This is a genomic window from Paracoccus methylarcula (genome assembly GCF_003007735.2).
Taxonomy (GTDB): Bacteria; Pseudomonadota; Alphaproteobacteria; order Rhodobacterales; family Rhodobacteraceae; genus Paracoccus; species Paracoccus methylarcula.
On record NZ_PXNQ02000008.1, the window covers coordinates 237,528 to 254,292 of the forward strand.

Sequence of the window (16,765 nt, forward strand, 5' to 3'; positions counted from 1 at the left end):
TCTGCCCCATCCTTTGCCAGAACTGTCAGTCCGCCATGGGGTGGCTCACTCAAGCGCCGCTTCGCGTCTTGTGCCAGTCTTCCAAGTAATCGAGCACATATTGCAGGTCGACCACGTCGACATAGCGCCGACCGAGATCACGCAGATTGTCGCGATGCGGTTGTTCCTCGATGTCGCCAACGCAATCCTCGGGTACCAATGTTCTGTACCGATGGCTGAACGCATCGATCGAGCTCGCCCGGATGCAGCCGCTGGTGTTGCAGCCGGTGACGATGACGGTATCAACCCGTTCCTTCGCGAAGAAGTCGGAAACATCGGTGCCGAAGAAGATCGAGGGGCCTTTCTTGCAGACAAGGAGATCGTAGTCCGGATCGTAGATCCGAGGGTCCAGCTCCACGCTTGGATGATCACGGCGAAACGTCTCGCGCACCGCAGTGATCTTCCAGTAGGGCATTTCGCGCTCGTTCATGTAGGCGGTGTTGCAATTCGCTATCGGCACATCGAAATCGCGGGCGACCTTCAGCAGTTTCTCGGTGTTCTCGAGAGCCCGCATCACGAGGGGAGCTCCACCCAGCGGGTACTGCGCCTCGGTGAAACCCTTCTGGAAATCCACGACGACGATTCCGGGCTTGAAGCCGGTTCCGACCGGAATTTCGCCGTAGCTTCGCTGCTTGTAATCGTCCTGTGCCGGCATCCGTGCGCCTCCCTGATATTAACGATAACAGAATGCGGCATCAAAAAAATCAGTCAAGACTGTTTTTATTATCGACAGGTCTGTCCACTCTGACTCACGAAAATGTTACTGATCAGATTCTGGACATTCTAATCACCCATGGACGCGCGCGGGCTAAACTTGTGCCTTGTCAAGGAAATATCATTAACAATACAACAGCCCTCTATTAGGGTCTAAAAATCAACCGAAGCATCTGAATTAAATAATAATATTTACGATATCATCCTCTGACAGCATGAATGAAAGCAACGAATACTATCACACTAGATATGCAATTTGCTTTCAGATTGCAGTTATCTGACAGCACTTAACCCATTCAACTGGAAGCTGTTTATTTTATTTTATAACAATATGTTAACAATAAAATACACCTGATTTAAGTATCTCCAACGCCGACAACTTCTCTCGAACAACACAATATATTGATTCCCGATTCGGTTAGTGAGATTGCTGGGGTGCGAATCAGTGGAGATCCCAATGTGGCAAGTCATAAATCAGCATGAACTCTTGAAGGCTCGCCTGCATGAGCGTGGATCGTCATTTGCAGCGGTCGCGCGAGAGCTAGGCGTGCACCCGTCGGCTGTGACTCATGTTGCGAAGCGGAAGCACAAATCTGCTCGAATCATGTCTGCCCTTGCACGACACGCCGGCCTCGAAAAAAACGATTTGTCGCCAACCGATGAAGAAACGAAAGCATCCACTCAGTCTCAGCAGGAGAGCAATATGCCTACATAAACGAAAAAAGCTCGGGAGTTCCACCACCCGAGCCCTTCCGTGAGGATCAATGACCCACATTTCCTATAGCCATTGATTCTCTCTTTTAGCATCCATGTCAACAAAAAACGCGGGCCATGAGACGTCTGCACATGGAAGAATTTATCCAAGAGTGTGACAATGACAGCCCATCAAGGTGCGGATAATATCTCCAGCGTACGTCTCACGCTACTCGCAATATTGCGGTGCGCTCTCGGTTCAGCTGTAGATGCTGGAAATGGATCACGCGAAAATCTGATGGACGACACGTTCGCGTCCAACCCGAAGGTCCTCGAGCTTCTGACGCCTCAATCAGATCAGGGTCGAAATCGACTGGTTCCTTGCACCGGTCACTTCGGCAAGTCAGGGACGATCCAGAACGCTTTCGTCCATCAACTCGACATGCGGCCCGATCAACATAACCAAAAGGAGAGAAGCATGTCGTAGTTTAAAGGAAAAAGGGCTGGGAGGTTACCGCCTCCAAGCCCCTAATTCGGGTATCCAGGACACCCTTGCTCTAATTCTCGGATACCCACTTTTCGATCAACGAGTCAAGCGCTCGGCGCTCCTGCTTGGTGTGCCAAGACAAACGTCTGACATCTGAAAGGGGTCTTCCATGACCATTCTCACGCGCAGTATTCGCGCGGCAGACCAGGTGTGTCTGCCACTCACCCACTTTGTCCGCCTCACTAAAAGAGGAGGTGGCCATGTTTGATCAGGAATTCGATGGCTTCGTCTTGCCAGAACCATCACGCGCAACGCGCCCGGTCTCATGGCGATCCCGCGGTAGCTGCCGTGGAACAGTCGTGCTGAGGCTCCAAGAACGCCGCCAGGTCGTCGTCTATGAAAGCCTTCTCGAGCTCATGTGCATCCTGCTGATCACGACGCGCGGGGATGTCATCGACGTCTGGGATCAGCCATCTGCCATCAAGTTTGTCAGACCGGATGGGAGCGCCCATTCTCATACGCCCGACTATCTAGTCGAGTTTTCTGATGGTACGCGCTACGCCGTTGCCGTGAAGCCAGCCGACCGCGTGAAGCAGCGCGATTTCGATATAGAGTTGAGCTATGTCGCCGCCTCCATGCCGCTGGAATATGCCGATGACATGATCCTCATGTCTGAAACGGACTTCACCAGGGCACAGGCACTCAACGCGGCAAGATATCACGAATTTTCCAAAACACCGGATAATGAAGCGGACAAGAAACTCGCGGCGGTAATCCGGCAGCATAAAGAGCCCCAAACCGTAGCATCCCTCATGGAGCGTATCGACCTAGCCGGACGGGGTTTTCGCGCAGCTTTCCGAGCGATCATCGAAGGTCGTCTCAAAAAAGTGGCGCATGGGAAAATCGGCCTGCAAACACTCGTCGTAGCGGAGGAAGCAGCATGATCTTTCGCTATGATCCAAGCGACACTTTCGTCATTTTCGGCATCCACTATAGTTGCACTCACCAGACCGATGCGTTGTGCGTATTCGAACCGAAGAATTCCGCTGATGGCACTGCCAAAACGTTAAGCCGGAAGGAAATCGCATTCCTGCGTCGGGGTAACAACTGGCGTTTCATCCCAGGTCCGAGCACACAGGAATGCATACGAAAATCTGCGACTCGTAGCAGCAAATCCTTGCAGTATTTACATCAAGATGACCGGGAGAGTGCTGTCTTCGCTTTTATGGAGTGCATGAATCTTAAGGCCTTTCACGACGCCGGTGCCGTCAAGCTGACACCCCGAAGCCTCCGGACAAACTGGCCGAAGATTGTCGGCGCCTTTCGGGTCAACGAAGAATCCCGCAATGCCGGGGATGGACCAAGGCGGGGCGGCAGTGCTCTCCCGCCTCAACGTCGACCGCATTCTCCTGAAACGCTGCTCAAATTGTACCGAAGGCTTCGTAAAAACAACTATGACCCGTCTGTGCTCGTCCCGCGTTATCGCGTCCGCAAGGGCGTGGGGCGACGGTTCTGCCGGGACACCGAGGACTTCATATCCGAGAAAATTCGCGCGTATGCGACACAGGAGAAAATGTCCAAAGTTGCGGTCGCCAAAGATACCCGAAACGCCATTATTGCAGAGAATAAGCGACGTGCCGAGCGTGGTATTCGCGCTCTGCATGTGCCCTCAGAACGTACCATCGAACGTCGTATCGATTTGTTGGATCCGTTTGAGGTTGCCGTATTTCGCGATGGTATCGATCAAGCGCGCATGGATTTTGCGAGATCGTCTGGCGGCCCGGATGTCCTCTATCCTATGGAGCGCGTCGAGATCGATGAATGGGAAGTGGATGTGCGAACCCTGTTCAAGAGGTTGGCAATTTGGAACGAACTTCCTGCCGACCTTCGCGAAGATGTCCCGTCCGGCCGACGTTGGATCTACGCTGCGATCGACTGCGCGACACGCTGTATCCTGGCAATCTCAGTCTGTGGTCGCCCGAATGCCGATGCCGCTCGCCGAGTGATTGGACAAATCCTCGAGGACAAAACCGAATTTGCCCAAGCCGTTGGCGCAGAAGGTACGTGGGACTTCTTCGGAACACCCCATTTGATCTGCTCTGATACCGGGTCGGCATTTGCCTCGGACATGTTTGTTGCTGCCGTGAATTCTCTGGGCGCAATCATGCTGTTTCCTCCCATAAAAATTCCGGAGCTCCGCTCCCGGATTGAGCGGGTGTTCGGAACCATGGCCCGTCAGCTCATGCCGAGGCTCCCCGGTCGGACATTCGACAGCCCGAAATCGCGGGGGAATTATCCCTCCGAGGTCCGGACGGTGCTTACGGATGAAGACCTCACCCGAATCCTGACCATCTGGGTCGTTGACCACTATCATCACCAGGAACATCGGGGGCTCCCGGGCGGACAATCGCCCGCTAGTCGATGGCGCGAGCTCGTCAGCAAGTATCATGTCACTGAACCGCCCGACACGAATACGCGCCGTGTTGCGCTCGGCTATGAATTTGAGCGTGTCCCATCAAAGCAGGGCGTTGTGTTGCTTTCGAATCACTATTCATGTCCGGAGCTTGAATCATTCTGGCGACACAACAAGGGCAAGTCAGTCCGACTTCGGATCGAGCCAAGCAACATTGGCGCAGTGTCGGTTCAAATCGGAACGGAGTGGTTCCCCGCACCGGCACGCAATGGTGAGGAACTCGAAGGCATGTCCTTGGTCGAATGGACCATGGTCATGCGTGAATTCCGAACGCGTTACGCCGGTGAGGCCAAGTTAACCCTACCGCAGCGAAATCGCGCAATCCAAAAAATCAAGGCAATAGTCGGAGACGCTTGTGAGAGAACTGGGTTGATCGATCCCGATTATTCCGCCGAGCATCTGGAGTACCTGGAAAACAATCTATGCGCGGGTCTGTTGTTCGATCACCCCGATCTGCCGCCAGCTTCAGATGATGATGTTCCATTTGGTCGGCGTATCACCCCCAGCACCTCAGCAACAAAATCGGAACAGACGCTTGCCCAGAAGCAAACAGAAACTTTCCCCGCCGTCCAATTCAATAGCGAACCAGCCTGGAAGCTGGAGGAATGATCATGAACAACTACACCCATCTTTCCCCTGAAATTCACCGTCAACTGGCCCGCCTTCGGAGTCGCTTCGTGCCGAGGCGCTGTTTTTGTGAGTTCTCGAATGCGATGAGTACCCTCGAAGATCGGCGCCGCGCGGAAATCGCCGAAGGTCTGAACCCCGAGGCGCGCGGTGTGGCCGTAATCGGCAACAGTGGATCTGGGAAATCGACGGCGGTTACCCATTTCTTCCGGGGCCACGACACTCTCCGGATGCTGTCTCACGAAGACGAGACTGCGGATGTCGCCAGTTTCCTTGTCCCTTCTCCGGCAACTCTGAAGGGAGTGGGAATCTCCTGCCTCAGCGGACTTGGCTACCCACTGATGCGGGACCGTACCGCCGGGATTATTTGGGAACTTGTCCAGTCGCACCTTCGGGAACTACAAGTCATGTTCCTACATCTGGACGAGGCGCAGGACCTGATGGGGTCGCAGAGCGAACGCGAGATGTTGGCCGTAGTAAATACGCTGAAATCCGTGATGCAAAACAAGCACTGGCCAGTCAGTATCGTCTTGAGCGGGCTGCCTACCTTGAAAACACTGCTGAATCTGGACCCTCAGCTCGGCCGGCGCTTCACGCCGGTTAGCTTCAGCCAGCTTGATGACATCAATGATGGCCAGAATGTGTGTGCTTTGATTCAGCAATACGCCCAGGCTGCGGTTATCGAATGCGCAGAAGAGGTGCGAACGGAAGATTTTGTCGCGCGCCTGATCCATGCGGCAGCCAACGAGTTTGGTATTCTAATCGAAATCATCATCGGTGCCATCGAAATCTGCATGCGCAGAGACGAAAGCACCTTGGGCAAAGAGCACTTCGTGGCCGAGTTTCTGCGGCGGACCGGATGTGTCGATGACCTCAATCCCTTTGTCCGGCGAGACTATAGCGCTCTTAATCCGAGGCTGATCCTTCCGGTGCACGAAGATCTACTGAATGGCAAAGTGCCACCCCGTCGAGGAGCACCAAAGAAATGACGCGTCTCAGGCTCACGGTTTCGCCCTACGAGGGCGAAACCTCCCTCTCCATAATCTCACGTCTCGCCCGCCGCAATGGGGCGAGTTTCGTTCAAGATTTCTGTTCTGACATGGGTGTTAACTGGCGCGATGCAGCCAATGGGGACACGACTGAAATTCAGTCTCTTGCCCGCCTCTCTGGCCTGCCGAGCCACATGCTGAAGGATCGCTCGGTGACCCGCATGCACGATGCCGGCTATATGCTGAATGGACAGTTTCTCACATCGAAGTCGTTGGGACGACGCGAGCTTCGGGTGTGCCCCCGCTGTTTATGCGAGAACGACAGGCAGGGAGGCGAATTCGCGCGCCACGGTCGCTTGGAATGGCTGGTCAGTTCGTATCGAACCTGTCACATCCATCGTACCCCCATGCTTACTTTGCCAGACGCGAACTACCCTCGGTGCCACCATGACTTCATCCAGCGCGTTCGAGATCACTGGCGGACCATCCTCAGGGCTGAGCAGGAACTGGTTTCGCAATCCGGGCGAAGCCAGTTCGAAGCGTATATTGCATCACGGGTCCGTGGGGACGAGCGGAACGATCCATGCGATGATCTCGACCTAGACCTGATGTGCCGGCTGAGTGATGAATTAGGTGTCGTGTTGGAATTCGGGGCATCGGCCTACCCTTCAAAGCTTACCTCGGATGAAATGGGCCAAGCGGCGGAGGCCGGATTTCTTGCACTTTCGGGTGGCCCCGACAAATTGTACTCAGCGTTCCAGGCCATTCGAGCAGCATCTACGAGTACCGTACCCGGATTCCAAGCTGATTTCGGCGTGTTAGCACGTCGGATTGAGCGCATCGATCATAGCTCATCCAGATATGCCGGATTCATTGACCAACTTACCGACTTTGCCTTCACGCATTACCCCTATGCCAAGGGGGACATCCTCTTCGGACGAGAGTGCTCTGAAAGGCGCGTCCACAATCTGGCGTCGGCAGCCGAAACACATGGCCTGAACTATTCGCGAATGTGGCGCATCGCGGTAGGTCTAGGCCTCGGGACGACAGAGCAGGCCGAGCGAATCCAGTTTTCTGCTGTGGAGAATGATCGGACGATCGCGGAGTACGCAGCCTGCCTATCTCCGAAGCGGGCCGCCGAAAGGTTGGGGATCAGGGGAGAAATGTTGAACAGGCTGGTCAATGCCGACCTGATAGCCCCCCGTTTCGATTTGACAGGCCTCGTGCCGGTCTACCATCCGGAGGATCTCAGCCATCTTACCAGCTTTCCCGCAATGCAGGCAGAGCTGGTGGAAGCACTTCCAGACGGGTACGCCAGCCTGACCACCATAGGGGTCCACGCTAAATGCCGCTTCGAAGAAGTGATGCGGCTCGCTCTGGATGGCAAGCTGAAGTCCCTTTGCCGGATGCAAGAACATCCCACGCTGGACGGACTGTATGTGAGTCTCGACGATCTGAGGGATCAGTTGGAGGAACCAGCTCCATCGGGTTTCACGAGGAAGGAAGCCAAGCGCTTGCTAGGAGTTAACTCTTCAACGATTGCTTGGCTTGTGCGGCAAGAGTTGCTGCCTTCGACAACAGTCAGGCATCATCGTCATCGCCGCCCAGTGACCTTGATCAGCCAACAGGGACTCGTAGGCTTCCTCAAGAAATACGCCACCCTCGGCATGATGGCTTCGGCAGCGCATACTCAGGCCAAGCATGTAGCTGCCAAGCTGGCTAGGGCCCGAATTTATCCGCTCGATTTGGATAACCACCTCAGTAAGATCTACGTGCGCACGCCGAAGTTGGAAAAGCTGTTTGATCCAGGATGGTTGCCTAGTCTCGTAGCGGGCTGATTTCTTATTCTGACACGGCATTCGCCTCGCCACCCTCAGGGTGGCGGGTTTTTTTCATGTTTGTGTCAAGTGGATGAAACGCCGGTCCTCGGGCATACTCGCTAACCCTCCCAAGCGACAATCCAAGTGTCGAAAAGCGCAAATATGCTGTCGGAGATTAGTTGAAGAACTCATAAAAATCAGTACACTAGCCAAACTCCAAGCGGCAAACCTAGTGTCGCCGAACATTCATTGTTGTCGAGCGATACGAGTAAGTATCGCAAACGACAGTGAATTCGTTTCAAACGACGTGCGAATCTATCTCAATCGCTGATTGGGCGGGTTTTGGGGGTCTCCTCCCGATATGCAAAAGCCCCGCCGATGATCGACGGGGCCTATTTTTCGGCGTTGTCGTGGATCAGTTCGCGATCACCGGAGCGGGCTTCTATGCGCAGATAGATTTTGCTGCATTGGTCGGGCAAAGGAATCGGCCAGACCTCTGCTTTGTCCAACCGGGCAGCGACATGTCTCGCCTGTGTACCAAGCTCGTAAGCCATGAGCCCGAGCGGCAAGTGCAGGTCGAGGAATCGATCCAGTTCCTCTGACGCAATCGAAGACAATGGCTGGCGTGTACGCGGATCGGGAACTTCTCTGCTGGCGATTATGCCATTTTTCAGGAGCAGACTGACGGTCGAGCAGTTGACATGCAGTCGTTTTCGCAGCGCGTTAAGCCGGTCAGTGGCGGTGTCTCGAAACAATCCAGTATTTCGGACAGCCCAACCCGCATAACCCTCTAGTACAACGAGAAAATCCGGATACAGCCGGATTGGGAGAGCGCTTTAGCTAGGGTAGCTGGCGGAGGCGGTGGGATTCGAACCCACGGTGGGCGTTAACCCACGTCGGTTTTCAAGACCGGTGCATTAAACCACTCTGCCACGCCTCCGACGGTGCTCGATTATCTTGCCGTGCGGGCGGGCGCAACCTCTTCGCGGTTCAGCGGCGCAGGGTGACCACGTTCGAAGCACCGGCGATCTCGACCTGGGTCACGCCGGCAAGCTGGGTGTTGGACAAGGTCAGGGCCGCCGTGATAGAATCGACGGCCGGATTGGCCGGGAGCCGGGCCGCTTCCTCTGTGGGGGGCGGCGGGACGGCCACGAAACGCAGCCGCAGCACGCCGTCGGGATCGGGCGATATGCGTCCGCGCGGCTGTGGGCGCAGGGTGACCAGTTCGGCATCGTGATAGCCCTTGGTCGGTGCGATACCGGTGACCACGAGCAGGCGCCCCTCGTTCAATGGTTCCCATCTTGCCGACAGGATCCGGGGAATACCGGCGCGCTGATCGCCGGCCGTTTCATAACCGCCTTCGGGGGCCAGCGTGGTGGACCGGTCTCTGCCGCCACCGCCCCAGCCAAGCGGGTTCCAGCCGCTGTCGCTGAAGCGGCCGCCACAGCCCGATAGCAGCAGCGCAGAGATCAGCAGTGGTGCGGTCAGTTTCGTCATCTGGCGTCCCCCGGAGGTTTTGCCCGATTGTTAGGGGAAATCGGCGCGTCGTTAAAGCCTCTTTGACCTTCGCCGCCGCCCGCGTTAATCCGTCATCGAAAAAAGGAGCCCTCATGGCCAGTCCCGCATTCGAAGACATCGCCGATACCTTTGACTTCCTGGATGACTGGGAGGAGCGTTACCGGCATGTGATCGAGCTGGGCAGGGCCATGGCCCCGATGGAACCGGCGCTGCAGGTGCCCGCGACCAAGGTGGAGGGCTGCGCCAGCCAGGTCTGGATCATGCCGCGGATCGAGGATGGGCGTTTCGATTTCCAGGGCGACAGCGACGCGATGATCGTGCGCGGCCTGATCGCGATCCTGCATGCGCTTTATTCCGGGCTGACCGTGGCCGAGGTGGTGCAGGTGGATGCGCAGGCCGAGCTGGCGCGGCTTGGCCTTGACGAGCACCTGTCATCGCAGCGCTCGAACGGGCTGCGCGCCATGGTACTGCGGATCAGGCAGCTTGCCGCCGACGCAGCGTGATCCAGCCGCCGCCCAGCACGCGGGTGCCGCCGGTTTCATAGAACACGCAGGCCTGGCCGGGGCTGACCCCTTCCTCGGCATCCAGCAATTCGACCTCGGCGCGGCCATTCTCCAGCGGGCGCAGGATCGCCGGGCGCGGAGGCCGGGTCGAACGGATGCGGACCGAGCAGGGAATCTCGCCCGTGAAGGGCTGATCGCCCAGCCAGTTGACCTCCGATACCGGAACGATGGTCGTAGCCAGCGCGGATTTCGGCCCGACGACAACCCTGCGCTTTTCGGGATCGAGGCGGACGACATAGAGCGGCTCGCCCAATCCGCCGATGCCCAGCCCACGGCGCTGACCGACGGTGTAATGGATCACGCCGCGATGCCGGGCCAGGACATTGCCCTCCATATCCACGATCTCGCCCGGATCGGCGGCGCCGGGGCGCAGCTTTTCAATCACGCTCGCATAATCACCGTTCGGCACGAAGCAGATATCCTGGCTGTCGGGCTTGTCGGCGACCGACAGGCCATATTCGGCGGCCAGCGCCCGGGTCTCCGCCTTGCTGACCAGGTGGCCGAGGGGGAAACGCAGGTAATCCAGCTGCTCTTGCGTGGTCGAGAACAGGAAATAGCTTTGATCGCGGGCCGGATCGGCGGCCATGTGCAGTTCGGCCCGCCCGGCACCGGGCTTGCGCTGGATGTAATGGCCTGTCGCCATGCAATCGGCATCCAGGTCGCGCGCGGTTTCCAGCAGGTCGCGGAACTTCACCCGCTCGTTGCAGCGGATGCAGGGCACCGGGGTCGCGCCGGCCAGGTAGGCATCGGCGAATTCGTCGATGACCGATTCGCGGAACTTGTTCTCGTAATCCAGGACGTAATGCGGAAAGCCCATCCGCTCGGCCACCCGGCGGGCATCGTGAATGTCCTGCCCGGCGCAACAGGCGCCTTTCTTGGCCAGCGCCGCGCCGTGATCGTAAAGCTGCAGCGTGACCCCGATCACGTCGTAACCCTCTGATTTCAGCTTGGCGGCCACGACCGAGCTGTCCACGCCGCCCGACATGGCCACGACCACGCGCGTCTGCGCGGGCGGCTTGGCAAAGCCGAGGCTGTTCAACTCGGTATCGCGCGCCGGGGCGCGATCGGGGGCAAGCGAGGTCATGGATGGGCTCCGGGCCGTGTGGCCGTCATCAATTTCCGTAAGAATATAGGCAAATGCCCGGTATTCTCAACCCGGGCAATGTGCAGAACTAACCCGGAATTAAGCTCTTTGTGGCGAAATTTCCCTGACTTGAGCAAAGCCAGGGAACAAAGCAGTGACGAAAAAAGACCGCCCGCTGACCGCGACCTTGCCGAACGGCACGATCCTGACGGTTGCGGATCTGCCACCGCCTTCGACCCGTTGGGTTGCATCCCGCAAGGAAATCGTCGTGAACGCAGTCGCTTACGACCTGATCTCACGCGAGGAGGCTCTGCGGCGATACGGTCTCTCGGAAGAGGAATTCGAAAGCTGGTGCCGCGCGCTGATCGATCACGGCCCTACCGCGTTGAAAGTGACGTTGCTGCAGCGGTATAGAAAGTAGTGGATTCCGGAAGAAAACAACTTCAAGATGAATTAAGAATCCTTAAATACAATCTGAAGTAGCTTAAACGGAATCATGTATCGACCAGGACCAAAGATGTCATGCGAATTTTACTTGTAGAAGACGACCCCTGCACCGCGCGTGCGATCGAACTGATGCTGACCTCGGCCAGCTATAATGTCTTCGTGACCGATATGGGCGAAGAAGGCATCGATCTTGCAAAGCTTTACGATTACGATCTCATCCTTCTGGACCTGGACCTGCCCGACATGGACGGGATGGATGTCGTCCGCAATATCCGCCTTGCGCGGATAGATACGCCGATCCTGATCCTGACCGGCTCGGACGACATGGAAAAGAAGCTGCGCGGCTTCGGCTTCGGCGCGGATGACTACATGACCAAGCCCTTCAACCGCGAAGAGCTGCAGGCCCGTATCCGCGCCATCGTGCGCCGTTCACAGGGGCACAGCCAGGCGATCATCCAGATCGGCGAGATCACGGTGAATCTTGACGCGCGCGCGGTCGAGGTGCGGGGCAAGCCCGTCAACCTGACCGGCAAGGAATACCAGATCGTCGAGCTTCTGGCGATGCGCAAGGGCACCACGCTGACCAAGGAGATGTTCCTCAATCATTCCCATTTTTGTATAACTAGTTGATTTTGCTATGATTCAATCTGACGTTTCACTCGTCGTTTCAATTTTCTCTTTTCGTTCATCAGGTGTTCTTCGGGCTCTTTGCGCCTCTCGCGCCTTCGATCGCATATCCGCGCGGCGGCTGTAGTGGCGGGCCATCTGCTCGGACGTGTGGCCAGTGATTGCCATCACATGCTCGATCGTCATGCCCGGAAGACTGGCTATTTCCGCTGCCGCGGAGTGGCGGAGGCTGTGTATATCCCACGCCTCGGCGCCGATCTTCACGCGCACATCCATCACCAGTTTATGCGCGAATGAATAGCTGACGGGCTTTCCGTTGGGCTGTGCAATGATCGTATCGCCGTCGCGCGTCGTCTTGTCGATTGCCCCTGCAAGCGCATCGGTGAGCGGCACGAAGATCCCGTGACCGGTCTTTTGCTGGCGAACCCAGATCCCGCCGTCCTCGATATCTGACCAGCGCATCTTGAGAACGTCACCGATCCGTTGACCGGTCCCCAGAAGCATTTCGAATATCAGGCGGGGTAGGGGGGCAGCCGCTTTCCTGAACGCCTTGATCTTATCGGTTGGCCACGGCTCACGCTCAGGTTTCTTGCCTTTCAGCTTCTCGATTTTCTCAGCAACGTTGCGCTCTACCCATCCGATCCGTCGCCCGTAATTCAGCAAGGTGGACAGCACGCCGATTTTACGGTTCGCGTCTGTCGGGGTGTCCCTCAACGCGTCCCTCATTTCGTAGATATGTGCCGTGCGCAGAGTGGCGGGGTCGATATTCCCCGCGACATCCTCCAGGTATTTGAAGTGCCGTCCGTAAGATTTTCGGGTGTTGTAGGCCAACTCCAGCCAACCAGGATCGCTCACGTATTTCTGGATCAGACCTTTGATCGTGCGTTTCGGTGCCGGCGGTCGACCGCGCATGAGCAGCGCATATTCGGCAGCAAACTCGGCCGTACCCGGCTGTTCATACATGCGCTGCGTGGTTTTCCACCGGCAAAAGTAGAGGTAACCTTTTTGGCCTTTTCGATAGACATATGCAGGCAGATCGCGCTTCACTTCTTCGCCCACTGAATCAGGTCTGCGGCGATGGTGTCCTGTTGATCCTTCGGTACAACTGTCATTGTCCCATCTGGTTCAACCTTTACGGCCAAGCCCATTGCACACCATTCCGCGACGGCTTTGCGAATATCTGACGGGCGCATGAGGGGCTTGGCTGTATTCAAAACATCACCTCCTGCCGAGCATCGACCCGATCCATCCATCGGAAATCGGGGTAAAGTTGTGCCTGGTTGCGCCCGCGCGGATCGCGCCGATCCCAGACAAACCAGGCGTTGCGCTGCGGCGGGCTGCCTTCGCCGGTGAAATCCAGCTTCCAGCGCATCAAGTAGCAATGGCTGAACGGATGGGTGTCCAACAACTCGCCCAGGCCATTGGCCCGGGCGGCCGGCCAGTCCCAGGACAGCAGCAGTGCCAGATAGTCCCAGCCCTGCATGTCCAGCGTATGGCGTAGCCATCGCCCCTTGCCGTCGCGGGCATTGATCTCGCAATAGGGCGGATTGGTGATGATCCCCCGGGCCGGGCTGGCCCGGTAGCTGTAGAAATCAGCGGTCCAGCTCTTCGGGCAACCTCGATCGATCAAGTCAGAAGCGAGGCAGCCCACTCCCATCGCGCGGATCTCGCGGACCAGGGCGCCATCGCCGCAGGCTGGCTCCCAGATCACCTCACAATCGTGGATGCGTTCGCCGTCATAGGCGAACAGGGCCCGGATCGCCTCGGGTTGGCCGGTAGGGTAGAAATCTTCGTCGCGGCGCTGGTCGGCCTGCGGGCGGCGCTGTTCGGGTAGTTCGGCGAACATCGAGGATGCAGCGTCCGGTCGGGACGCTTTACCGCTGATGGCGCGAAATAACGGCTTCGTGGAGGGGGCGCGGGTCACTGCTTTCGGCCTCGCTTCGCCTCTCGAGCCTGGTGCTCCAACTTCGTGATAGCCATGATCGTTGGCTTAACCTCGGGGGCGGCATCGTCATAGCCGCGTCCGAAACGGCCATTCAGCCGCGGCAACATCGCGCGCGGGATCAGCTTCCAATTGGATGGCGCGGTATTGGTCTTGTCCCCATCCAGGCATTTGAGTGCCATGCCATCGGGAACCGGGCCGTTTTCCTTTTCCCAGAGCCAGCGATGCTTTTGGACGTAGCGGCGTTCGTATCCGGTGTGCGGATTGGTTTCGGCAACGCTGATCTCGATATAGCCATCTTTCGACAGACGTTCATGGCCCAGGTGCCGCGTGTTGTGCGGGAGATTGCCCTTCTTGAACTGGGTTCGCGCACTGTTCGGGTGATAGGGCATCTTCTTGCCCTTGTTCTCCGGCTCGCGCCCTGGCTCGTACTGCCCGGTACGTCCGGTCATCCAGCCCTTTCGCTTGCAGAGCGATTTGAAGGTCGCGAGCGAAATATCGTCACGCTCGAAGCGGGCACAAAACAGCTCATGCAGCTCACGACGAGGCATTTCCTTGCGCCTCTCGATCCATGCCAACTCGTCGGCATGGTACGTGATCGGATGCCCTTTCATTCTTCCGACTTTCCGATCTTCGGCAGCATAGGAAGAACTGCCTGGCCATGTTCGGCATAAAGCTTCGCGGCTTTCAGCTGGAGGTCCGCATTACCCACGATCTGATCGGCGACTGAGACGATGGCCTCGGTTCGTTTGACCTCCTGCTCGATCTGTTCAGCCGACATTCCCTCATCGGACAGTCGCTCGAGCTGCGCAAACAGGTGGTTGTTCAAATCGCCAAGCTTGTTCTTCATCGTGAAACTCCGGGGATTCAGGATTGCTTTTCCGCCATGCGCACCAAATGCGCATCGATCTGGTTGCGCGCCTCCTCGACGGTCCAGGCGGTGCCATGGCCGTCGCTTTCGTCATGCGACCAGATGTAGGGATGCCAGGGCACGTCGGTGCGGCGGATTTCGATATCACGGTGGAAGATCGGGAGAGGCGAGATCGGGCGCTCGCTCATTTCAGCCACCATGCGGCTAGGACTCCGCCCGCGAAGGTGCCGAACATGCCCACGGCGATGTAGATCAGATCGCGAGCCTTGAGGGCTTGTAGGGGCGATGGTGCCTCATGATCCTCGACGGCCGGCAGGTCGATCGGCAGTGGTTCGATGGGATGGCGCATTTGCGCCACCCTGTCTTTTTCAGAGCCGCTCACGCCGCACCCACCTCTGGCACGCCCATCATGAGCGGAACCTCGGTCTCGGCCTGTGCGCGATACATGGCCTCCCGAGCAGCATCGCGAAGCGCGACATCGGCATTGTAGAGGCTGACAATGAAGCGCACCTCGCTGCCGGATTTCCGATAACGGAAGCGAACGGCGAGGCGATACAGCGCGCCTTCCTCGAACACCGGGATGGCGATCATGAACAGGTTCGGCAGGCTCAGCGGCTGACCGTCCGGATCCTTGTGCTCGGTCAGGAACTGGACCCTTGCTTCGCCCGTGTCGCGATCCGTCTTGACCTGCAGGTGACCGGTTTCATGCACCTGGAATTCACGGGACAGATGCGCCAGCGCCGCATATTGCCCGAACCGGCCCTGCAGCTTCTGCGCGATCTCGATCATGCGCTCTTCCCATGGCTGTAGGTCGCCGGAGACCTTGCCTAGTAGTGCCGGCGTCGGATCGAGGAAGTCATTGGCGTTGTCCTCGATGAACTCGCCGAACTCGTCTTTCGTCAGGCTCTTGCCGCTGATGCCGGTCCAGCGCTTCCATTCCTCGGAGACCGGGAAGGTATAGACACCGGTATGACGGCCGTGGCTGGCTGACGGATCACCGCTCTCAGGATCGATCACCGGCGCACCGCCGCCGTGATAGTCGATCACGGAAATCATTCTCGGCGTCGGGTGGATTTGCCCGAACAAGGCAGTGGCCTCGCCCTTGAAGCGATTGGTCCAGGTGATCAGGCTGTCGATATCGGCCAGCTGTGCCTTGCCCTTGCGCTGCAGCGGTCGCAGCGCCTCCATGACCGAGCGGTGCTGCGCGGTCAGATCATGCAGCTTCATGCCTTCCGGGGCTGCGACGATATAGGGTGTCTCCGGCGCTTCTGCCGTGGGAAGCGAGACGAACTGTACCTCGCCCACGCGCTTCATTTCCTCGATCACCGTCTCGGCGATATTCTTCGGGGTGTCCTGGGTCATGGTCAGTTCTCCTTACTCGGCAGTGCGCAGCTCGCGGCGACCGTCATCGGCGTCGCGGATCTCCATGCGGGATTGCGCGGGGTTGTGGGTGGTGATGGCGCCGCCGCCGGTCATCCAGGCGACCGCCTTGTGCTTCGGCGGTTTCGGCCCGACGATCTTGTCGTCGACGGTCAGCTCCAGCTGGCCAAAGCGATCCAGCTTCATGTCGATGGTGAGCGTGATCTTGGCCTTCGCGCTGGCCGAGAAATCATTGGCGAATTGCCGCATCTCGATATTGTTGGCTTCGATCCGCTCCTGCAGGTCGGGCAGGTAATCGCCGTTGTCAGCCAGAGACAGAATCTGGTCGAGGCTGCGCAGTTCCGGTGTCTGCGACATGATTTGTCCTTTCAGGTTAAGGTTGCAGGGCACCCGGCCAGAAGCCGGGCACGCCCATTCATTCGACCCCGCCGTCGCCGTCGCCGTAGCCGTCGCCGTCGCCGTCGCCGTAGCCGTCGCCGTAGCCGTAGCCG

The 16,765-nt window shown here is 57.8% G+C and carries 19 protein-coding genes, 1 tRNA gene and 1 pseudogene; 7 read left to right on the plus strand and 14 right to left on the minus strand.

Annotated elements, in window-relative coordinates:
• Nucleotides 1-49: 49 nt before the first annotated feature.
• Nucleotides 50-694: an isochorismatase family protein gene (locus A7A09_RS14255; protein WP_076527242.1), complete on the minus strand. Its 645-nt coding sequence runs from the start codon at nucleotides 692-694 to the stop codon at nucleotides 50-52.
• Nucleotides 695-2,193: 1,499 nt separating this feature from the next.
• Between A7A09_RS14255 and A7A09_RS14265 the strand changes: the two genes are divergently transcribed.
• The 4 genes from A7A09_RS14265 to A7A09_RS14280 are packed head-to-tail and all read left to right on the plus strand — an operon-like array spanning nucleotide 2,194 to nucleotide 7,860.
• The gene (locus A7A09_RS14265; RefSeq protein WP_123225493.1) at nucleotides 2,194-2,877 is read left to right on the plus strand and encodes a TnsA endonuclease N-terminal domain-containing protein; all 684 of its coding nucleotides are present in this window, start codon (nucleotides 2,194-2,196) and stop codon (nucleotides 2,875-2,877) included.
• Complete coding sequence (locus A7A09_RS14270; RefSeq protein ID WP_123225494.1) at nucleotides 2,874-5,015, plus strand: TnsB C-terminal domain-containing protein; 2,142 nt, start codon at nucleotides 2,874-2,876, stop codon at nucleotides 5,013-5,015. Before A7A09_RS14265 ends, A7A09_RS14270 begins: the two co-directional genes overlap by 4 nt.
• A gap of 2 nt (nucleotides 5,016-5,017) precedes the next feature.
• Nucleotides 5,018-6,022 (plus strand): TniB family NTP-binding protein, encoded by a 1,005-nt coding sequence (locus tag A7A09_RS14275; RefSeq protein WP_170167115.1) that lies wholly within the window; start codon nucleotides 5,018-5,020, stop codon nucleotides 6,020-6,022.
• Nucleotides 6,019-7,860, plus strand: a complete 1,842-nt coding sequence (locus A7A09_RS14280) for a TniQ family protein (RefSeq protein WP_106692017.1) — start codon at nucleotides 6,019-6,021, stop codon at nucleotides 7,858-7,860. Before A7A09_RS14275 ends, A7A09_RS14280 begins: the two co-directional genes overlap by 4 nt.
• Before the next feature lie 374 nt (nucleotides 7,861-8,234).
• Here the strand turns inward: A7A09_RS14280 and A7A09_RS20570 are convergent, their stop codons facing one another.
• The 3 genes from A7A09_RS20570 to A7A09_RS14295 form a co-directional block, all read right to left on the minus strand.
• Nucleotides 8,235-8,597: a hypothetical protein gene (locus tag A7A09_RS20570; RefSeq protein WP_148043686.1), complete on the minus strand. Its 363-nt coding sequence runs from the start codon at nucleotides 8,595-8,597 to the stop codon at nucleotides 8,235-8,237.
• 95 nt (nucleotides 8,598-8,692) lie between these two features.
• Nucleotides 8,693-8,782: transfer RNA gene (locus tag A7A09_RS14290), tRNA-Ser, on the minus strand.
• A 50-nt stretch (nucleotides 8,783-8,832) separates the two neighbouring features.
• Nucleotides 8,833-9,339, minus strand: a complete 507-nt coding sequence (locus tag A7A09_RS14295; protein WP_106692019.1) for a hypothetical protein — start codon at nucleotides 9,337-9,339, stop codon at nucleotides 8,833-8,835.
• Nucleotides 9,340-9,452: 113 nt separating this feature from the next.
• On the opposite strand from A7A09_RS14295, the gene A7A09_RS14300 reads away from it, so the two are divergent.
• Complete coding sequence (locus tag A7A09_RS14300) at nucleotides 9,453-9,863, plus strand: SufE family protein (RefSeq protein WP_106692020.1); 411 nt, start codon at nucleotides 9,453-9,455, stop codon at nucleotides 9,861-9,863.
• Here A7A09_RS14300 and mnmA read toward each other — a convergent pair.
• Complete coding sequence (gene mnmA / locus A7A09_RS14305; protein WP_106692021.1) at nucleotides 9,835-11,007, minus strand: tRNA 2-thiouridine(34) synthase MnmA; 1,173 nt, start codon at nucleotides 11,005-11,007, stop codon at nucleotides 9,835-9,837. The genes A7A09_RS14300 and mnmA overlap by 29 nt on opposite strands.
• 154 nt (nucleotides 11,008-11,161) lie before the next feature.
• On the opposite strand from mnmA, the gene sciP reads away from it, so the two are divergent.
• Entirely contained in the window at nucleotides 11,162-11,428 is a 267-nt protein-coding gene (gene sciP, locus A7A09_RS14310; RefSeq protein ID WP_106692022.1) for a CtrA inhibitor SciP, read from the plus strand.
• Nucleotides 11,429-11,529: 101 nt separating this feature from the next.
• Nucleotides 11,530-12,060: pseudogene (locus tag A7A09_RS14315) on the plus strand (response regulator); the annotation flags it as partial.
• Between the two features lie 36 nt (nucleotides 12,061-12,096).
• Here the strand turns inward: A7A09_RS14315 and A7A09_RS14320 are convergent.
• From A7A09_RS14320 to A7A09_RS14355, 9 genes are all read right to left on the minus strand, one after another.
• A complete protein-coding gene (locus tag A7A09_RS14320; protein WP_106692024.1) occupies nucleotides 12,097-13,128 on the minus strand; it encodes a tyrosine-type recombinase/integrase in 1,032 nt (343 codons plus the stop codon).
• Entirely contained in the window at nucleotides 13,125-13,295 is a 171-nt protein-coding gene (locus A7A09_RS20835) for a hypothetical protein (protein WP_170167116.1), read from the minus strand. Before A7A09_RS20835 ends, A7A09_RS14320 begins: the two co-directional genes overlap by 4 nt.
• Nucleotides 13,292-14,005 carry a hypothetical protein gene (locus tag A7A09_RS14325; protein ID WP_148043687.1) on the minus strand — a complete coding sequence of 238 codons (714 nt, stop codon included), beginning with the start codon at nucleotides 14,003-14,005 and terminating at the stop codon, nucleotides 13,292-13,294. Before A7A09_RS14325 ends, A7A09_RS20835 begins: the two co-directional genes overlap by 4 nt.
• A complete protein-coding gene (locus tag A7A09_RS14330) occupies nucleotides 14,002-14,637 on the minus strand; it encodes an HNH endonuclease signature motif containing protein (protein WP_106692026.1) in 636 nt (211 codons plus the stop codon). Before A7A09_RS14330 ends, A7A09_RS14325 begins: the two co-directional genes overlap by 4 nt.
• Nucleotides 14,634-14,873, minus strand: a complete 240-nt coding sequence (locus tag A7A09_RS14335) for a hypothetical protein (protein ID WP_106692027.1) — start codon at nucleotides 14,871-14,873, stop codon at nucleotides 14,634-14,636. The genes A7A09_RS14330 and A7A09_RS14335 overlap by 4 nt, the downstream gene beginning before the upstream one ends.
• A gap of 17 nt (nucleotides 14,874-14,890) precedes the next feature.
• Entirely contained in the window at nucleotides 14,891-15,082 is a 192-nt protein-coding gene (locus A7A09_RS14340; protein WP_106692028.1) for a hypothetical protein, read from the minus strand.
• Nucleotides 15,079-15,276, minus strand: coding sequence for a hypothetical protein (locus A7A09_RS14345; protein WP_106692029.1), 198 nt, complete (start codon nucleotides 15,274-15,276; stop codon nucleotides 15,079-15,081). The genes A7A09_RS14340 and A7A09_RS14345 overlap by 4 nt, the downstream gene beginning before the upstream one ends.
• A complete protein-coding gene (locus A7A09_RS14350) occupies nucleotides 15,273-16,256 on the minus strand; it encodes a DUF2303 family protein (RefSeq protein ID WP_106692030.1) in 984 nt (327 codons plus the stop codon). Before A7A09_RS14350 ends, A7A09_RS14345 begins: the two co-directional genes overlap by 4 nt.
• A 12-nt stretch (nucleotides 16,257-16,268) precedes the next feature.
• Nucleotides 16,269-16,765: hypothetical protein (locus tag A7A09_RS14355; RefSeq protein ID WP_245999363.1), on the minus strand; the 497-nt coding region annotated here is incomplete at its 5' end.

What these genes read in the sequence shown, in the direction of transcription:
- A7A09_RS14275 (WP_170167115.1), top strand. Translation starts at nt 5,018, where the DNA reads ATGAACAACTACACCCATCTTTCCCCTGAAATTCACCGTCAACTGGCC.
- A7A09_RS14340 (WP_106692028.1), bottom strand. Translation starts at nt 15,082, where the DNA reads ATGAGCGAGCGCCCGATCTCGCCTCTCCCGATCTTCCACCGTGATATC.
- A7A09_RS14280 (WP_106692017.1), top strand. Translation starts at nt 6,019, where the DNA reads ATGACGCGTCTCAGGCTCACGGTTTCGCCCTACGAGGGCGAAACCTCC.
- A7A09_RS14265 (WP_123225493.1), top strand. Translation starts at nt 2,194, where the DNA reads ATGTTTGATCAGGAATTCGATGGCTTCGTCTTGCCAGAACCATCACGC.
- A7A09_RS14270 (WP_123225494.1), top strand. Translation starts at nt 2,874, where the DNA reads ATGATCTTTCGCTATGATCCAAGCGACACTTTCGTCATTTTCGGCATC.
- mnmA (WP_106692021.1), bottom strand. Translation starts at nt 11,007, where the DNA reads ATGACCTCGCTTGCCCCCGATCGCGCCCCGGCGCGCGATACCGAGTTG.
- A7A09_RS14350 (WP_106692030.1), bottom strand. Translation starts at nt 16,256, where the DNA reads ATGACCCAGGACACCCCGAAGAATATCGCCGAGACGGTGATCGAGGAA.
- A7A09_RS14335 (WP_106692027.1), bottom strand. Translation starts at nt 14,873, where the DNA reads ATGAAGAACAAGCTTGGCGATTTGAACAACCACCTGTTTGCGCAGCTC.
- A7A09_RS14255 (WP_076527242.1), bottom strand. Translation starts at nt 694, where the DNA reads ATGCCGGCACAGGACGATTACAAGCAGCGAAGCTACGGCGAAATTCCG.
- A7A09_RS14330 (WP_106692026.1), bottom strand. Translation starts at nt 14,637, where the DNA reads ATGAAAGGGCATCCGATCACGTACCATGCCGACGAGTTGGCATGGATC.
- A7A09_RS14300 (WP_106692020.1), top strand. Translation starts at nt 9,453, where the DNA reads ATGGCCAGTCCCGCATTCGAAGACATCGCCGATACCTTTGACTTCCTG.
- A7A09_RS14295 (WP_106692019.1), bottom strand. Translation starts at nt 9,339, where the DNA reads ATGACGAAACTGACCGCACCACTGCTGATCTCTGCGCTGCTGCTATCG.